The organism is Palleronia pontilimi, assembly GCF_016412875.1.
GTDB lineage: Bacteria > Pseudomonadota > Alphaproteobacteria > Rhodobacterales > Rhodobacteraceae > Palleronia > Palleronia pontilimi.
The window spans coordinates 24,686-41,745 of the sequence record NZ_JAEKPD010000019.1 but is presented as its reverse complement, the minus strand read 5'-3'; the positions used below and the strand labels follow the sequence as shown (position 1 = coordinate 41,745).

General features: G+C 66.5%; 14 protein-coding genes. 10 read left to right on the top strand and 4 right to left on the bottom strand.

What is annotated here, in order from left to right:
- Positions 1 to 9: 9 nt before the first annotated feature.
- Complete coding sequence (locus tag ILP92_RS16220; RefSeq protein WP_198917469.1) at positions 10 to 726, bottom strand: Crp/Fnr family transcriptional regulator; 717 nt, start codon at positions 724 to 726, stop codon at positions 10 to 12.
- Between the two features lie 149 nt (positions 727 to 875).
- On the opposite strand from ILP92_RS16220, the gene ILP92_RS16215 reads away from it, so the two are divergent.
- The 10 genes from ILP92_RS16215 (at position 876) to ILP92_RS16170 (ending at position 11,071) form a co-directional block, all read left to right on the top strand.
- Positions 876 to 1,553 carry a Crp/Fnr family transcriptional regulator gene (locus ILP92_RS16215; RefSeq protein WP_198917468.1) on the top strand — a complete coding sequence of 226 codons (678 nt, stop codon included), beginning with the start codon at positions 876 to 878 and terminating at the stop codon, positions 1,551 to 1,553.
- 526 nt (positions 1,554 to 2,079) lie between these two features.
- Positions 2,080 to 2,565 (top strand): PACE efflux transporter, encoded by a 486-nt coding sequence (locus ILP92_RS16210; RefSeq protein ID WP_198917467.1) that lies wholly within the window; start codon positions 2,080 to 2,082, stop codon positions 2,563 to 2,565.
- 99 nt (positions 2,566 to 2,664) lie between these two features.
- Positions 2,665 to 3,834, top strand: a complete 1,170-nt coding sequence (gene pobA, locus ILP92_RS16205; RefSeq protein WP_198917466.1) for a 4-hydroxybenzoate 3-monooxygenase — start codon at positions 2,665 to 2,667, stop codon at positions 3,832 to 3,834.
- A 233-nt stretch (positions 3,835 to 4,067) separates the two neighbouring features.
- On the top strand, positions 4,068 to 5,153 hold the full coding sequence (locus tag ILP92_RS16200; RefSeq protein WP_198917465.1) for an ABC transporter ATP-binding protein: 1,086 nt from the start codon (positions 4,068 to 4,070) through the stop codon (positions 5,151 to 5,153).
- Positions 5,153 to 6,259, top strand: a complete 1,107-nt coding sequence (locus ILP92_RS16195) for an ABC transporter ATP-binding protein (protein WP_198917464.1) — start codon at positions 5,153 to 5,155, stop codon at positions 6,257 to 6,259. Before ILP92_RS16200 ends, ILP92_RS16195 begins: the two co-directional genes overlap by 1 nt.
- On the top strand, positions 6,256 to 7,128 hold the full coding sequence (locus ILP92_RS16190) for a carbohydrate ABC transporter permease (RefSeq protein ID WP_198917480.1): 873 nt from the start codon (positions 6,256 to 6,258) through the stop codon (positions 7,126 to 7,128). Before ILP92_RS16195 ends, ILP92_RS16190 begins: the two co-directional genes overlap by 4 nt.
- The gene (locus ILP92_RS16185; RefSeq protein WP_198917463.1) at positions 7,125 to 8,021 is read left to right on the top strand and encodes a carbohydrate ABC transporter permease; all 897 of its coding nucleotides are present in this window, start codon (positions 7,125 to 7,127) and stop codon (positions 8,019 to 8,021) included. Before ILP92_RS16190 ends, ILP92_RS16185 begins: the two co-directional genes overlap by 4 nt.
- The gene (locus ILP92_RS16180; protein WP_235971509.1) at positions 8,021 to 8,455 is read left to right on the top strand and encodes a DUF2160 domain-containing protein; all 435 of its coding nucleotides are present in this window, start codon (positions 8,021 to 8,023) and stop codon (positions 8,453 to 8,455) included. The genes ILP92_RS16185 and ILP92_RS16180 overlap by 1 nt, the downstream gene beginning before the upstream one ends.
- 34 nt (positions 8,456 to 8,489) lie before the next feature.
- Complete coding sequence (locus ILP92_RS16175; RefSeq protein WP_198917462.1) at positions 8,490 to 10,208, top strand: ABC transporter substrate-binding protein; 1,719 nt, start codon at positions 8,490 to 8,492, stop codon at positions 10,206 to 10,208.
- Between the two features lie 110 nt (positions 10,209 to 10,318).
- Positions 10,319 to 11,071 carry an SDR family NAD(P)-dependent oxidoreductase gene (locus ILP92_RS16170; RefSeq protein ID WP_198917461.1) on the top strand — a complete coding sequence of 251 codons (753 nt, stop codon included), beginning with the start codon at positions 10,319 to 10,321 and terminating at the stop codon, positions 11,069 to 11,071.
- A gap of 80 nt (positions 11,072 to 11,151) precedes the next feature.
- Here the strand turns inward: ILP92_RS16170 and ILP92_RS16165 are convergent, their stop codons facing one another.
- The 3 genes from ILP92_RS16165 to ILP92_RS16155 form a co-directional block, all read right to left on the bottom strand.
- The gene (locus ILP92_RS16165) at positions 11,152 to 11,985 is read right to left on the bottom strand and encodes a 3-oxoadipate:acetyl-CoA acetyltransferase (protein ID WP_198917460.1); all 834 of its coding nucleotides are present in this window, start codon (positions 11,983 to 11,985) and stop codon (positions 11,152 to 11,154) included.
- Positions 11,986 to 12,060: 75 nt separating this feature from the next.
- A complete protein-coding gene (locus ILP92_RS16160) occupies positions 12,061 to 14,508 on the bottom strand; it encodes a GcvT family protein (protein WP_198917459.1) in 2,448 nt (815 codons plus the stop codon).
- Positions 14,505 to 16,916, bottom strand: coding sequence for a GcvT family protein (locus ILP92_RS16155; protein ID WP_198917458.1), 2,412 nt, complete (start codon positions 16,914 to 16,916; stop codon positions 14,505 to 14,507). The genes ILP92_RS16160 and ILP92_RS16155 overlap by 4 nt, the downstream gene beginning before the upstream one ends.
- Positions 16,917 to 17,060: the final 144 nt, after the last annotated feature.

Genomic DNA, 17,060 nt, shown 5'->3' with positions numbered 1-17,060 from the left:
TCGCGCGCGTCAATCCCGCAGCGGCGCGTCGGTCAGCGCCTCGCGGTTGCGGCGCATCAGCAGGGTTTTCGTGGCGTCCGCGAACCCCGCGATGACCGCAAGCTTGATCTCGCTTCGCTTGCGAAGAAGCGCCTGCAGGCGCCGCGCGTCGAACGCCAGCACCCGGCAAGGCTCGTTCGTGATGACGGTCGCTGTCGCGGGCAGACCTGTCAACAGGGTCAATTCACCGATCAGGCAATCGTCGCAGGTGCCGACCTGCTTGCCGCCCATCACCACCCGCGCCGTGCCGCGGGCCAGGTAGTAGAATTGCGGAACCCGTTCGCCTTCGCGGGTCAGGACCTCGTCGGCGCCGATATCGCGCCACGTTCCCAGCTTCAGAAGCGGGCGCACATGCTCGGGCCGCAGATCGGGCAGGTGGGCCTTGATGAAGGCGCGTTCTTCGGGGGTCGAGCGCAACATCATCGCGTTCACCGCGATGCGCGAGATGCCGAGCACGCTGATCGCGATATAGAAGACCTGCATGAAGAAGACCGCCGGGTTGGGCGGGGCGACCGCGCTGATGGCAACGCAGCTGGCGGCGACAAGGACCAGCGACGCATAGGCGTAGCTCTGGCCGCGCAGGAATCCCATCTGCATCAGCCCGTAGGCGCTGATGTAGATCACCGCGCCGATCACGCCGATCGTTGGCGCAAGACCGGATATCGAAGGATCGGGGCCAAGGATCATGGCGCTTTTCTAGGGGGTTAGACACCGCGCGTGCAAGCCGCTTGTCGGATGCGCGACGCTCGACAAGGCCCGCGCACCTGCGTAGGCAGGACGTGTCCTCGAGCAGTGCCGACGCCCGGGACCAGTGCGTTTCGTGATGGGGCTTGCAGATGACCGAGATCGACGGACCCGGCCCGGATGCACAGCACGCCTCGGCGTGCCGCGACCGCCTTCTGACGCGCCTCGGCGACGACGCGACACCGGTGAAGCTGTCGGCCGGCGAAATCCTGTTCGAGCAGGGCGACCCCGCCGACGCGATCTTCGCCCTGCAGGACGGTCTTCTGGATATCAGCGCGCTGGCCGAAGACGGGCGCAAGCTGGTGCTGAACGTTCTGTCGCCCGGCGCGGTGTTCGGCGAAGTGGCCGTCTTCGAGCGGGGCACGCGCAGCGCGACCGTCTCGGCGCGCCAGCCCAGCCGCCTTGTCCGTGTCGGGCGCGACGTGCTGCTGTCGCGGATGCGTTCGGATCCCGACCTGGCGCTTGCCATGGTGCAACTGGCGGTCAGCAGGCTCAGCTGGGTCAGCTCCCAGCTCGAGCTTCAGGCGTTTCAACCGCTGCCCATAAGACTGGCCCGCCGCATCGCCTGGCTTCTGACCAGCGTCGGCGACGGCACCGTTCTGCCCATGTCCCAGGCCGAGCTGGCCGACCACGTGGGCGCCACGCGCGAGGCCGTGTCGAAGGTGCTGACCGGGTGGCGGCGCGACGGCATCGTCAAGCTGGGGCGCGGCAAGCTGGTCGTCCAGGACCCCGATGCGCTGCAGGACATCTATCTCGACGTCTCGCTCTAGCGGCGTCTCCTCTGCGCCGCCGCGGCAGAGAAAAGCATAAAACCTTCCGTTACGTGATCCAGTTCACAGACCGCGGCCGCCCCGTGATGCATGCTTACGGCATTAAAGATATCGCCCGTTTCGGGCAACGCGACGAACGAGTGGGGAAATCGCCATGCACGGCACGGGCGTAGACAGGACCGAGAATAGGACTGATCGCCCGACTGGTTTCCGCAGGTGCGTGGTGATGAGGGGCCATATTTCGGCCTTGGTTTTAGCGAGTTGGGATGTCTTTTTTTCCGGCACTCAATTTTCAACCGATGTTCTGAGCGGACCCCAATTCCAACGGGGTTTCGCTTCGGAGTAACCGCTTTCATGACGAAAACATTTTTAGCCACGGTCGCGTCCCCCGAGTAATCGGACCAGGACGCGGCCGTTTATTACACGGATCGCGCGGCCCGCTCCGCGCGATCCCGCCCTTGGCCGCCAGATCCGACACGGGATCATCGGCCGACGGGCGGCACGGATCACCTTGGGGGAGGGCGTGATGCTGAGATCGTGGAAAGAGCGCGCGTGCCAGACCGGATGTTTCGAAGTCATCGGCATCGCCCTGGTCGCCCCGGTCTATACCGCGATCTTCGGGGCAAGCCTGGGCCACGGCGTCCAGGTCATCGCGCTCTTGTCGGTGGTCATCGTGCTCTGGTCGCCGCTGCACAACACGCTGTTCGATCTTGCCGACTGGCGCATGACGGGCCGGACCGCGTGCCAAAGGCCGAAATCCCTGCGGCTGGTCCACGCCATGTCGCACGAGGCCAGCGCCGTGCTTCTGACCTGTCCGATCCTGGTCTGGTTCGGCCACGGATTGGCCGAAGCGCTTGCGGTCAATCTGGGTCTGACCATCGCCTACACCGCCTATGGCTACGTCTTCCACCTGGTCTATGACCGCCTGCGTCCCGTCAGGCTCGACCCGGCGCCACGCGGCAACGGGGTGGTGCTTCCCGGCGCGTATCTGAAGCTGCCCCTGGTGCTCTGAGCCGCGCGGCGCCGGACCAAAGCGGTCGGCGCACGAGTTTGACGTTTTCCCGACGCGGGCCCGCGGCTAGTCTGTCGCGACCGGACGCGGGGGACATCCATGAAGACGCAGGTCGCGATCATCGGCGGCGGGCCGTCGGGGCTGCTGTTGTCGCAGCTGCTCGGCACGCGCGGGATCGACAGCGTCGTGCTGGAACGCAGGACCAAGGCCCATGTCCTGTCGCGCATCCGCGCGGGGGTGCTGGAACGCGGTCTGGTGGCGCTCCTGGAAGAAGCCGGATGCGCGGACCGCCTGCACGCCGAGGGGATGCCCCACGACGGCACGCTGATTTCCTACGGGGACGAGATCTTTCGCATCGACTTCGCCGCGCTGACCGGCACGGCGGTCAAGGTCTACGGCCAGACGGAAGTGACGCGCGATCTCTACGCCGCGCGCGAGCGGGCGGGCGGACAGATCGTCTTCAGTGTCGAGGACGTGCAGATCCACGGTGCCGATACCGAAACCCCTAATGTCACCTACTCCACAGACGACACGCAGCAGCGCATCGACTGCGACTTCATCGCGGGCTGCGACGGGTTTCACGGCGTCAGCCGCCGGTCGATCCCGCCCGGCGCGCGGCGCGAATTCGAAAAGGTCTATCCCTTCGGCTGGCTCGGCATCATGTCGGAAACGCCGCCCGTCAACGACGAACTGATCTACGCCAATTCCGAGCGCGGCTTCGCGCTTTGCTCCATGCGCAACGATACCCTGTCGCGCTACTACATCCAGTGCGCGCTGTCCGACAGCCCCGATGACTGGACCGACGCCGCCTTTTGGGACGAGCTGAAGCGCCGCATCCCGACCGCGCAGGCCGACCGGCTGGTCACTGGGCCGTCGATCGAGAAATCCATCGCCCCGCTGCGGTCCTTCGTGACCGAACCCATGCGCTTCGGGCGGCTGTTTCTGTGCGGCGACGCCGCCCATATCGTGCCGCCCACCGGCGCGAAGGGCCTGAACCTGGCCGCGTCGGATGTGCACTATCTCTACACCGCCTTGCGCCGGTTCTACGGGACCGGCAGCCCCGACGGGCTGGACGGCTACTCGGACCGCGCGCTGGCCCGGGTCTGGAAGGCCGAGCGATTCTCGTGGTGGTTCTCGTCGCTGCTGCACCGCTACCCGGACCAGACCGCGTTCGACCACCGCATCCAGGTGGCCGAGCTGGAGTTCTTGCGCTCAAACGCCGCCGCGCAGCAGGCCATGGCCGAGAATTACGTGGGCCTGCCTTATTGATCGGCCCCGCACCCGGCCTGCCGTCAAGGAAAGTGGACAGGACTGTTGCAATCACTGCGGCGTGAGATACCCTGCCGCCACGATCACCGGCCGACAGAGCCGGGGCGTCCAGGGAGAGACCGGCACACCACCCGAAAGCGGGTGATCCCGTGCCTTGCGCCATCATCGACGCTTCTGTCCCGGAACGATTGAAACGCGGCCCCGTCTCGGGGTGCCCTTGGGTGGAGTACGCCATGACGCTGAAACTCGACAACGTCTCGAAGCGCGTCGGTGGCCATGTGCATATCCACCCCACCGACCTGACGCTCGAGCCGGGCACCATGAACGTCCTGCTCGGCCCCACCTCGGCGGGCAAGACCACGCTGATGCGGCTGATGGCCGGGCTCGACAAGCCCACGCAGGGGCGCATCCTGTGGCAGGGCGACGACGTGACCGACCAGCGCGTGCAGGACCGCAAGGTGGCGATGGTCTATCAGCAGTTCATCAACTACCCGACCATGTCCGTCTACGACAACATCGCGTCCCCCATGCGCCTGAGCGGCGCGAAAAAGGACGAAATCGACACCCGCGTGCGCGAAACCGCCGAGCTGATGCAGCTGACCCCGCAGCTCGACCGCAAGCCCTTGGAGCTGTCGGGCGGCCAGCAGCAACGCTGCGCGCTGGCCCGCGCGCTGGTGAAGAATGCAGGGCTGGTGCTGCTGGACGAGCCGCTGGCCAACCTGGACTACAAGCTGCGCGAGGAATTGCGCGCCGAGATCCCGAAGATCTTCGAGCAATCGGGCAGCATCTTCGTCTATGCCACCACCGAGCCCGAAGAGGCGCTGCTGCTGGGCGGCAATTGCGCGACGCTCTGGCAGGGCCGCGTGACCCAGTTCGGCCCCACGCCGTCGGTCTATCGCAAGCCCGCCGACACCACGACGGCGCGGGTCTTCTCGGACCCGCCGATGAACTTCCTGGATATCGAGAAGACCGGCGACACCCTGCGGCTGGGCGACGGCTCGGAACGGCCCGCCAGCCTGCTGGGCGGCGACGTGGCCGACGGCACCTATACCGCGGGCTTCCGTCCCAACCACTTGGAATTGCACGGAAACGGCGACAGCATGGCGTTCGACGCCACGCTCAGCGTGACCGAGATCACCGGGTCGGAGACGTTCATCCACATGACCCATCACGGCGCCAATTGGGTCGGGCTTGTCCACGGGGTCCACAGCCTGACGCCGGGCGAACAGGTCACCGTTCATTTGCACCCGCGCCACATCTACCTCTTCGACACATCCGGCGCGCTCGTGCGGCCCGCCCCCTATGCGGAGGCCGCGTGATGGCCAAGATCACCCTTCAATCGCTGGCCCACACCTATGTCCAGGACCCCAAGGGCCCCGAGGATTTCGCCCTGCAAGAGCTGAACCACGACTGGAACGACGGCGAGGCCTACGCGCTGCTCGGGCCCTCGGGTTGTGGCAAGTCCACGCTGCTGAACATCATCTCGGGCCTGCTGGTGCCGTCCCACGGCCGGGTGCTCTTCGACGGGCAGGACGTGACCGACCTGCCCACCGCCGACCGCAACATCGCGCAGGTGTTCCAGTTTCCGGTGGTCTACGACACGATGACGGTGCGCGAAAACCTGGCCTTTCCCCTGCGCAACCGCGGCCTGCCGCCCTCGGACGTGCAGGACCGGGTCGAACGCGTGGGCCGCATGATCGACATGACCGACGTTCTGGACCGCCGCGCCGCGGGTCTGACGGCGGATGCCAAGCAGAAGATTTCGCTGGGCCGCGGCATGGTGCGCGACGACGTGAACGCGCTGCTCTTCGACGAGCCTTTGACCGTGATCGACCCCCACATGAAGTGGGAGCTTCGGACCCAGCTGAAGAAGCTGCACCACGATTTCGGCCACACAATGATCTACGTCACCCACGACCAGACCGAGGCGCTGACCTTCGCCGACAAGGTCGTCGTCATGTATGACGGACGCGTGGTGCAGATGGGCACGCCGGTCGAGCTCTTCGAGCGGCCCGCCCACACCTTCGTCGGCTACTTCATCGGCTCGCCCGGCATGAACGTGTTCGACGCCAAGATCGACGGCACCAAGGCGCAGATCGCGGGCACGCGGTTCGACCTGAAGACCGGCTACAAGCTGAAGGGCGGCGCCACCAAGATCGGCGTGCGCCCCGAAAACATCCGCCTCGGCGATCACGGACTGCCCGCCCGCGTGAAGCGCGTGGAAGACGTGGGCCGCCACAAGATCGTGCGGCTGGACATGGACGGGCTCGAAGTCGCGGCCGTCGCGGGCGAGGGCGCGACCATCCCCGATGGCGGCACCCACGTGCAGTTCGTCGAGGGCGGCGTGAACGTCTATGAAAACGACTGGCGCGTGGCGGCCGAGAACGAGCAGCCTCTGACCCACGACAAGAAGGACGCGGCATAATGAAGACCGACAACCAACGCGCGTGGCTTCTGGTCCTTCCGGTCCTGGTGCTGGTGGCCTTCTCCGCGGTGATCCCGCTGATGACGGTGGTCAACTACTCGGTGCAGGACACGTTCGGCAACAACCAGTTCTTCTGGGCGGGGCTGGAATGGTTCCGCGACCAGCTGCATTCCGAACGCATGTGGGACGCCCTGTGGCGCCAGCTGGCGTTTTCCGGGATCATCCTGGCGATCGAGGTGCCTTTGGGCGTCTTCGTGGCGCTGAACATGCCCAAGAAGGGCGTGTGGGCGTCGGTCGTGCTGGTGCTCATGTCGCTGCCGCTGCTGATCCCGTGGAACGTGGTGGGCACTATCTGGCAAATCTTCGGACGCTCGGATATCGGCCTGCTGGGCTACACGCTCGACCAGCTCGGGGTCGACTACAACTATACCCAAGGCTTCTATTCCGCCTGGGCAACCGTGATCGCCATGGACGTGTGGCACTGGACCTCGCTGGTGGCGCTGCTGGCCTATGCCGGGCTGCAATCCATCCCCGATGCCTATTACCAGGCCGCGCGCATCGACCAGGCCAGCCGCTGGGCCGTGTTCCGCTATATCGAGCTGCCGAAGATGCGCGGCGTGCTGACCATCGCGATCCTGCTGCGCTTCATGGACAGCTTCAAGATCTACACGGAACCCTTTGTTTTGACTGGCGGAGGTCCCGGAAACTCGACCACGTTCCTCAGCATCGACCTGGTGAAGATGGCGCTGGGCCAGTTCGACCTGGGCCCCGCGGCGGCGTTCAGCCTGATGTATTTCCTGGTGATCATGGTGATCTCTTACGTCTTCTACATCGTCATGACGAACCTCGATAAGGAGGATGGCCAATGACCGATCAGACCGCATCCGCCCCCGGTGCCGCCGATCACCTGCCCGGCGACGTGAAGGTCGCCGACGCCAATGCCCGCGCCAAGCCGGGCACCCGCGTCAACGGCTCGACGGTGGTGATGGTGCTCTACCTGCTGTTCCTGCTGCTGCCGATCTACTGGCTCATCAACATGAGCCTGAAGACCAATGCCGAGATCCTGGGCGGCTTCTCGCTTTATCCGCGCAACCTGACCTTCTCGAATTACGAGACCATCCTGACCGACCCGTCCTGGTACATGGGCTACGTCAACTCGATGATCTACGTGGTGATGAACACGGTGATCTCGATCTCGGTGGCGCTGCCCGCGGCCTACGCGTTCAGCCGCTACAACTTCATGGGCGACAAGCACCTGTTCTTCTGGCTGCTCACGAACCGCATGGCACCGCCCGCGGTCTTCGCGCTGCCGTTCTTCCAGCTCTACTCGTCCGTGGGCCTCTTCGACACCCACATCGCCGTTGCGCTGGCGCATTGCCTGTTCAACGTGCCGCTGGCGGTCTGGATCCTGGAAGGCTTCATGCGCGGAGTCCCGAAAGAAATCGACGAGACCGCCTATATCGACGGCTACAGCTTCGGCGGCTTCTTCGTGAAGATCTTCATGCCGCTGATCGCTTCGGGCATCGGCGTCACCGCGTTCTTCTGCTTCATGTTCTCATGGGTGGAACTGCTGCTCAGCCGCACGCTGACCTCGGTCGACGCCAAGCCCATCGCCGCCACCATGACGCGCACGGTTTCGGCCTCGGGCCTCGACTGGGGCGTGCTCGCGGCGGCGGGTGTCCTGACGATCGTGCCCGGCGCGCTCGTGATCTTCTTCGTCCGCAACTACATCGCCAAGGGCTTCGCCCTGGGAAGGGTCTGATGAGCACCTCGGATACGGATCAGAAAGTCAGCCACGGCCATACCGGCTTCTTCGCCACGCTGGTGGCGCTGTGGCTGGTCGTCGGCGCGGTCATCCTCTATTTCGCCATGGCCGCCAGCGGCGAGGATCAGGCGATCCAGTGGACCCAAAGCCTGAACCCCGGCGGCTGGATGGCCTGGGTTCTGCCCACGGCTTTGTTCTTCTGGATCGTCGCGGGCATCCTGGTGGTCTTCACCATCCTGGCGATCCGCTATCCCGAGACGCCGAAGCTGGGTGTCCTGGGCATCGAAACGACGCGGGGGGACAGGCTGTTCATCTCGCTGCTGATTGCGGGGTTCGTGAACCTTGCATGGCTGGGGCTCGATCTGGGCCCCCAATACCTGGCGCTGGTCGTCAGTTTCGTCATCGCGGGCGGGGTCTTTCGCTACGCATGACGCCAACGGTAAGAAAACTCAAAGGGAGACTAGAATGAATCGTTCACTCAGATCGACGACAGCCTGCGCCATGGCGCTTGGCCTGTTGTCCAGCCCCGCGCTTGCGGGCATGGAGGAAGCGCAAGCGTTCCTCGACAACGAAATTGCCGGCATGTCGGTGCTGTCCCGCGAAGAGCAGGAAGCCGAGATGCAGTTCTTCGTGGATGCGGCGGCCGAATTCCAGGGCATGGACATCAACGTGGTGTCGGAAACGATCACCACCCATGTCTTCGAAAGCCAGGTGCTGGCGCCGGCGTTTTCGGCAATCACCGGCATCAACGTCACCCACGACCTGATCGGCGAAGGCGACGTGGTCGAGAAGCTCCAGACGCAGATGCAGTCGGGCCAGAACGTCTATGACGCCTATGTCAACGACAGCGACCTGATCGGCACCCACTGGCGTTACGGGCAGGCCCGCAGCCTTACCGAGTGGATGGAAGGGGAGGGAGCGGATGTAACCTCTCCGACACTCGACCTTGACGATTTCATTGGGCTGAAATTCACGACTGGTCCCGATGGCGACCTTTACCAGTTGCCCGACCAGCAATTCGCCAACCTCTACTGGTTCCGCTACGACTGGTTCAACGACGAGAAGAACAAGGCCGATTTCCAGGAACAGTTCGGCTACGAGCTGGGCGTCCCGGTGAACTGGTCCGCCTACGAGGACATCGCCGAGTTCTTCACCGGCCGCGACCTCAGCCACATGGGCGTCGAGGGCGAAGTTTTCGGCAACATGGACTACGGCAAGAAGGACCCGTCGCTGGGCTGGCGCTACACCGACGCGTGGATGTCCATGGCCGGCATGGGCGACGTTGGCACTCCGAACGGTCTACCTGTCGACGAATGGGGCATCCGGGTGAATGAGGACTCACAACCGGTCGGAGCTTGTGTTGATCGCGGCGGCGCCGCGAACTCGCCAGCGGCCGTCTACGCTGTCGACAAGGCGATTGAGTGGCTAACGAAATATTCGCCTCCGTCTGCCATGGGTATGACTTTCTCGGAAGCAGGACCCGTACCGGCTCAGGGTCAGATCGCGCAGCAGATGTTCATGTATACGACCTTCGTGCCGCCTTTGGTCGAGTCTGACACGGTCATGAATGACGACGGGACACCGAAATGGCGTTTGGCACCTTCCCCGCATGGAGTGTACTGGGAAGAGGGCATGAAAGTGGGCTATCAAGACGTCGGCTCATGGACAATCTTGGAATCCACTCCGGTTGACCGTGCAAAGGCGGCGTGGCTCTACGCGCAGTTCGTGACGTCAAAGACGGTGGATCTGAAGAAATCGGATGTTGGTCTGACTTTTATTCGTGAATCGACCATTAACTCGGACCACTTCTCGGAACGCGCGCCAAAACTCGGCGGGCTCGTGGAATTCTATCGTAGCCCTGCTCGGGTGGAATGGTCCCCAACCGGTACAAACGTCCCGGACTATCCCAAGCTCGCGCAATTGTGGTGGCAGAATATCGGCGACGCCATGTCGGGTGCAAAGTCGACCCAAGAGGCTTTGGATAAGCTCTGCGCCGATATGGAAGATGTCATGAGCCGCCTCGAGCGTGCCGGCATCCAGGGCGACCTGGGTCCGGTCATGAACGAGCCGCAGGATCCGTCCTACTGGCTGGAACAGCCCGGCGCGCCGAAGCCGAAGCTGGAAAACGAGGACGAAGAGCCCCAGACCATCAGTTACGACGAGCTGGTGCAATCCTGGCAGTAAGCGATCCTCGCTGACATGACGGGGGCGTCCGCGGATCGCGGGCGCCCCTTTTTCGTGGGGCTTGCATCGGGCCGTCCGCCCCGCTCAGATGGCCCCGAAGGGGGACAATAATGAAACTGCTCGACGGACGGACCGCCATCATCACCGGCGCGGCCTCGCAACGCGGGCTCGGGCGCGCGACGGCCGAGCTTTTCGCGGCCCACGGCGCGCGGGTCGCGGTGCTCGACCTGGACCTGGGCGCGGCGGAAGCGGCGGCCGCGGCCTTGGGCGGCGGGCACATGGGCCTCGCCTGCGACGTGACCGACAAGGACCAGTGCGACGCGGCCGTGGCGCGGGTTCTGGACGCCTGGGGCCGCATCGACGTGCTGGTGAACAACGCGGGCATCACCCAGCCGCTGAGGATCCTGGAAATCGCGCCCGAGAATTACGACGCAGTGCTCGACGTGAACCTGCGCGGCACGCTCTACATGACGCAGGCCTGCATTCCCGCGATGCGCGATGCGGGGTCGGGCAGCGTCGTCAACATGAGCTCGGTGTCCGCCCAGCGCGGCGGCGGCATCTTCGGCGGGCCGCATTACTCGGCCGCCAAGGCGGGCATCCTCGGCCTGACCAAGGCCATGGCGCGCGAACTGGCCCCAGACGGCGTGCGCGTCAACGCGATCTGCCCGGGCTTCATCGACACCGACATCACCGCCGGAAAGCTCAGCGACGACCAGCGCGCGCAGGTGCTCGCGGGCATCCCCATGGGCCGCGCGGGCCGCGCGTCGGACGTGGCGGGCTGCGCGCTGTTCCTGGCATCGGACCTGTCGGCCTATTGCACGGGCACGGAAGTGGACGTGAATGGCGGATCGCTGATCCACTGACCGGCCGTTCCGCTCGCCGCAAATGCGGCGCCGGGATATTTGGAAGAACAAAGATGGGGCAGGGGCGCGCCTTGTGGGCGTCAGGCGGGTCGCAGGTCGAGGATCTCGCGGGCTTGCTTCGTCGTCGCCACGGGCCGGTCGTATTTGGCGCAAAGCTCCACCGTGAGGCGGACCAGCGCGGCGTTCGACGGCGCGAGCGTGGTCTTGTCGAGCCGGATGTTGTCTTCCAGCCCGGTGCGCGCGTGGCCGCCCGACGCGATCGCCCAGTCGTTCAACGTGATCTGGTGCCGTCCGACCCCGGCCGCGCACCACGGCGCGTCGTCGCCGAACAGCCGTTTCGTGGTGTGGATGTAGAAGTCGAACACCTCGCGGTCCACGGGCATGGCGTTCTTCACGCCCATGACGAACTGCACGTAGGGCGTGCCCTTGAGCCTGCCGTCATCGGCCATTATGCGGGCCTGGAAAATGTGCGACAGATCAAAGGCTTCGATCTCGGGCTTGATGTCGTTTTCGATCATCTCGGACGCCAGCCAGTCCACCAGATCGGGCGGGTTGTCATAGACACGGGTGGGGAAATTGTTCGACCCCACACAAAGCGACGCCATGTCGGGCCGAAGCGGCAGCATCCCCCCGCGCGCCTTGCCCGCGCCCGAGCGCCCGCCGGTCGAGACCTGGAAGATCATGCCGGGGCAATGCCGCTCCACCCCCTCTTTCAGCTCGGCGTAGCGGTCCGGGTCGGACGACGGCGCGCCGTCGTCGGTGCGCACGTGGGCATGGCAGATCGTGGCGCCGGCCTCGAACGCCGCGTGGGTGGAGTCGACCTGTTCGGACACCGAGATCGGCACCGCCGGGTTGTCGGATTTCTGCGGGACCGAGCCGGTGATGGCGACACAGATGATGCAGGGCTTCGACATGGGCAGGGTCCGGTATTGTTGGGTCGGGTCCCACATTGGCCGGGCGTGGGGCGATTTACCAGCGCCGATCCGGGCCTATCCCCGCATCCGGTCCGAGCCGGGATCGTAGAACGGTTTCAGGGACGCCTCGGCCCGCACCCGGCGGCCCGCGATCTCGACCTCGTAAGTCGACGCCAGCAGCTCTGCCGCCGTCTCGCCCCTGCAGGGTACGTAGCCCATGCCCAGCGCCGCGCCCAGGTGGTGGCCATAGGCGCCCGAGGTGATCTGCCCCACGATGGCGCGATCGCGCAGGATCGGCTCGGCGTGAAACAGCATGGGCGCGGGGTCGGCCAGCCGGAACTGCACCAGCCGCCGCTCCAACCCGGCATCTCGCTTGCGCAGCACCGCGTCGCGGCCGATGAAATCGGGCTTGGCGGTCTTCACGGCAAAGCCCAGCCCCGCCTCAATCACGTGATCCTCGCTGGTGATGTCGTGGCCGAAATGGCGGAAGCCCTTTTCCATCCGCAGGCTGTCCACGGCATGCAGGCCCACGTGTTTCAGCCCCAGGCCGGCGCCCGCGTCGCACAGCACGTCGAACGCGTGGGCGGCCATATCCGCGGATATATACAGCTCCCACCCCAGCTCGCCCACGTAGCTGACGCGGTGCGCGCGGGCCAGCCCCAGGCCCAGCTCGACCTGCCGCACGGCGCCGAAAGGGAAGGCGTCGTTCGAGAAATCGTCGGGCGAAATCAGCGCCATCAGTTCGCGCGCGCGGGGGCCCATGACGGCCAGCGCCGCTTCGGCGCTGGTCATGTCGGTCAGGGTCACCCGGGCGTCGCCCACGAGGCGGCGCAGGCGGGTCTGGTCGGCCAGCGGCGTGGCGGCGGGGGTGACCACCAGGAACTGGTCCTCGGCCAGGCGTGCGACGGTCACGTCGGCCTCGATCCCGCCGCGGGTGTTGAGCATCTGGGTATAGACCAGCCGTCCCGGGGGCACCGCCACGTCGTTGCCGCAGGCGCGGTTCAGGAAGGCTTCGGCATCGGGGCCGGTGACGGCGATCTTGCCGAAGCTGGACATATCGTAAAGGCCCACGCCGTGCCGGATCGCCGCGTGCTCGGCGGCGGCGTTGTCGTGCCAGTTCTGCCGCCCCCAACCGTGGCGATAGGTACGCTCTTGCCCGGGGTCGGCGAACCAGTTCGCGCGTTCCCAGCCCGCCAGCTCGCCGAAGACCGCGCCCAGCTTGGCCTGCTGCGCGTGCACCGGCGAGCGCCGCACCCCGCGCGCGGTGGCCTTCTGGCGATAGGGGTAGTGGTCGGCGTAGAGCAGCCCCAGCGCCTCGGTCGCGCGGTCCATCAGGTAGCGGCGGTTGCCCTGGAAGGGCTGCATCCGCGCGATGTCCACGTCGCCCAGGTCGAAGGGCTTTTCGCCGCTGTCCATCCACGCGGCCAGCGCCATGCCCGCGCCCCCCGCCGACTGGATGCCGATGGAGTTGAACCCCGCAGCCACCCAGACATTGTCCATCTCGGGCGCGAGGCCCAGCAGGTACGAATCGTCCGGCGTGAAGCTTTCGGGACCGTTAAAGAAGCTCTGGATCCCGGCCTCGGCCAGCATCGGCATCCGGGCGCAGGCGGTGTCGAGGATGCCCTCGAAGTGGTCGAAATCCTCCGGCAGCTGGTCGAACTCGAAATCGGCCGGGATGCCGTCCATGCCCCAGGGCTTGGCTACGGGCTCGAACGCGCCCAGCAGGATCTTGCCCGCGTCTTCCTTGTAGTACGCGCATTCGTCGGGCACCCGCAGCACCGGCAATTGGCCGAGGCCGGGGATCGCGTCCGTCACCACGTAGAAATGCTCGCAGGCCTGCAGGGGCACGTTGACGCCCGCCATCCGGCCCAACGCGCGGCCCCACATGCCCGCGCAGTTCACCACCGCGTCGGCGGCGATATGGCCGGTCGCATCGCCCGCGCGCCAATCGACGCCGGTGACGCGCAGCCCGTTGCGGGGCATCGCCGTGACCTCGACATTCTCGAAGATGGCGGCGCCGCGTTGCTTCGCGCCGCGTGCCAGCGCCAGCGCGATGTTGGACGGATCGCCCTGTCCGTCCTTGGGCAGCCAGACGCCCGCCTTGACGCCGTCGAGGTTCAGATGCGGGTAGCGCGCGCCGATCTCGTCCGGGGTAATCGGCTCGACCTCGACCCCGTAGAGCCGCGCCATGGAGGCCTGGCGCAGGATCTCTTCGCGCCGGTCCTCGGTCAGGGCCACGGTGATCGAGCCGCAGCGGCGAAAGCCGGTGGCGATGCCGGTCTCTGCTTCCAGCGCGCCGTAAAGCTCCTGGCTGTATTTCGCCAGCCGGGTCATGTTCTGGCTGGCCCGCAGCTGCGCGATCAGCCCAGCCGCGTGCCAGGTGGTGCCGCTGGTCACGCGCTTACGCTCGAGCAGCACGATGTCCCGCCAGCCGATCTTGGCCAGGTGATAGGCGACCGAGCAGCCGATGACGCCGCCGCCGACGATCACCACGCGGGCGTGTTTCGGGGGCAGGGCACTCATGCGCGCAGTCTGTCGTTGGCGGGGTCCCACAGGCAGGGGCTAGGCTGCACGACGCCGCGCGCGGTCTGGCCGTAGACCGACACGTTAAGCCCGGTGCCGGGGCCTGTGGCGTCGCGCGTCACCATCGCCAGCACGATGGCTTGGCCGGTGCGGTGGCCATACCCGGCCGAGGTCACTTCGCCCACGATCCGGTCGCCCAGCCAGACCGGCGCGTTCGCGGGCGCGTCCATGTCGAGCCCGTCCACGACCAGCGACACGAGCCTGCGCGCAGGGTCGGGCAGGGTGGCCTTGGCGGGGTCGAGGAAGCGGTCCAGCCCCAGTTCGCGCGCGCCGTATTGGTCCGAGATCTCGGATTTCCACGCGAGATAGCCCTTTTCCAGCCGCATGGACTCGAGCGCGTACATCCCGAAGGGCGTGGCCCCCGCGTCCCGCAGGGCGCCGTATATGTCGCCGATCGCGTCCATGGGGGCGTGGATTTCCCAGCCCAGCTCGCCCGCGAAGCAGACCCGCAGCAGCCGGGCGTCGTGGCCTGCCACGCGGGCGGGCTGGTGGCTGAGCCAGGGCAGCGACAAATCGGCGTCGGTCAGCGCCGACAGCACGTCCCGGCTGCGCGCGCCGCAGACGATCAGGGTCGAGATGTCGCGGCTTCGGTCCGAGACCGTCACGCTGCCGTTCTTGGGCAAGACGGCGCGCAACAGGTCGCGGTCGTGCCATTTGGCCGCCGCGCCCGAGATCAGGGTGAAGCCGTCGCCGTCGCGCAGGACGCTGAATTCCGACAAGACGCAGCCGTCCCGATCCAGCGCGTAGCCCAGCGACACGCGTCCCGGGCCCGGCAACCGGCTGGCCAGCAGCGCATCCAGCCACGCCTCGGCGCCGTCGCCGCTGACGTGGAAGCGCGAGAACCCCGGCAGGTCCAGCACGCCGCAACCTTCACTGGCGGCGCGCACCTCGTCGGCCACGCGGTCGAACCATGGGCCCTGCCGCGACCAGGTCTGGGTCGCCGCCGCGCTGGTGTCATCGCCGGGTTGGGCGAACCATGTGGCGCGCTCCCACCCCGCGAAGGCGCCCATCTGTGCGCCGCCCGCGCGCAGGGCGTCGTGGGCGGGCGACAGCTTGCGGTCACGGCCCGCGGGCCAGTGGTGGTGCGGGAAATGCATGGCGTATTCGTGGCCGTAAACCTCCATCGCCTTGTCGCGGGCGTAGTCGGGATCGGTGAACTCGGTGAAGCGCCGCGGGTCCAGCGACCAGCAGTCCCAGCCGGGCTTTCCCTTCACGATCCAGTCCGCAAGGATCTGCCCCGCGCCGCCGCCCTGTGCGATGCCGAAGGTGAAGGCGCAGGCCTCGAACGCGTTCTCGACCCCCGGCATCGGCCCCAGCAGGGGCAGGCCATCGGGCGCGTAGGGGATCGGGCCGTTGATGACCCGCCGGATGCCGACCGTGCCCAGCAGCGGCACGCGGGCCATGGCGTCCGCGATATAGGGTTCGAGCCGGTCCAGGTCGTCGGCGAAGAGCTGGAAGCTGAAATCCTCGGGCAGGGGATCGTCGCCGCCCTGCCAATGGGCGCGGCAGGCGCGCTCGTAGGGGCCCAGATTGAAGCCGTGTTTTTCCTGCCGCAGGTAGTAGCTGGTGTCGGGGTCGCGTAGCAGCGGCAGCTTGCCGCCATGGGCCTGCGACCAGGCGCGCAGCTCGGGGATCTCGTCGGTCAGCAGGTACTGGTGCGCCATCACCGCCATGGGAACGGGGCGGCCGCCGAAGGGCACGAACCAATCGCCCACGCGGCCCGCGTAGTAGCCCGCGGCGTTCACCACGATGTCGCAGCGCGTCCGGCCCTGCTGGTGCTCGACGATCCACGCGCGGCCCTCGCGGCGCACGCCGGTCGCGGCACAGAACCGGGCGATGCGCTGGCCCGTATCGCGCGCGCCCTTGGCCAGCGCCTGGGTCAGTCCCGCCGGGTCGATATCGCCGTCGTGGGGATCCCAGAGGCTTCCCGCCAGGTCGTGGGTTTCGAGGAAGGGATAGCGTTTCACGGTCTCGTCCACCGACAGAAGCTCGAGCGGGAGGCCGCTGTGAAGGCCCAGCTCGCGGACCCGCGCGAATTCGGCCATGCGGCGGTCGTCATGGGCCAGCCGGATCGAGCCGGTGACGTTGTAGGTCAGGGGCGCGTCCACGCGTTCGGCCAGCCCCCGATAAAGCTCCATCGACCGGCGCTGCATTTCCAGCACCGCGAAATCGGTGGAAAAGCTGGGCACGTTGCCCGCCGCGTGCCAGGTGCTGCCCGCGGTCAGCTCGTTACGCTCCAGCAGCAGGCAATCGGGCCAGCCCGCGAGACCCAGGTGATAGAGGATCGACGTGCCCACCACGCCGCCGCCGATGACGACGACGCGGGCCTCTGCGGGTAGGTCGGACATGGGCACCTTCGCGTGGGATGACGGGCCCAGAAGACCGCGGGCCATGACCGATTGTTAGGTCCAGTGTTACGCGACGGCCAGTCCAATCGCGCCGCCTTGCGCCACCGGTCGACTTGGCCGACAGTCGCCCGCAGGTCACCCGAA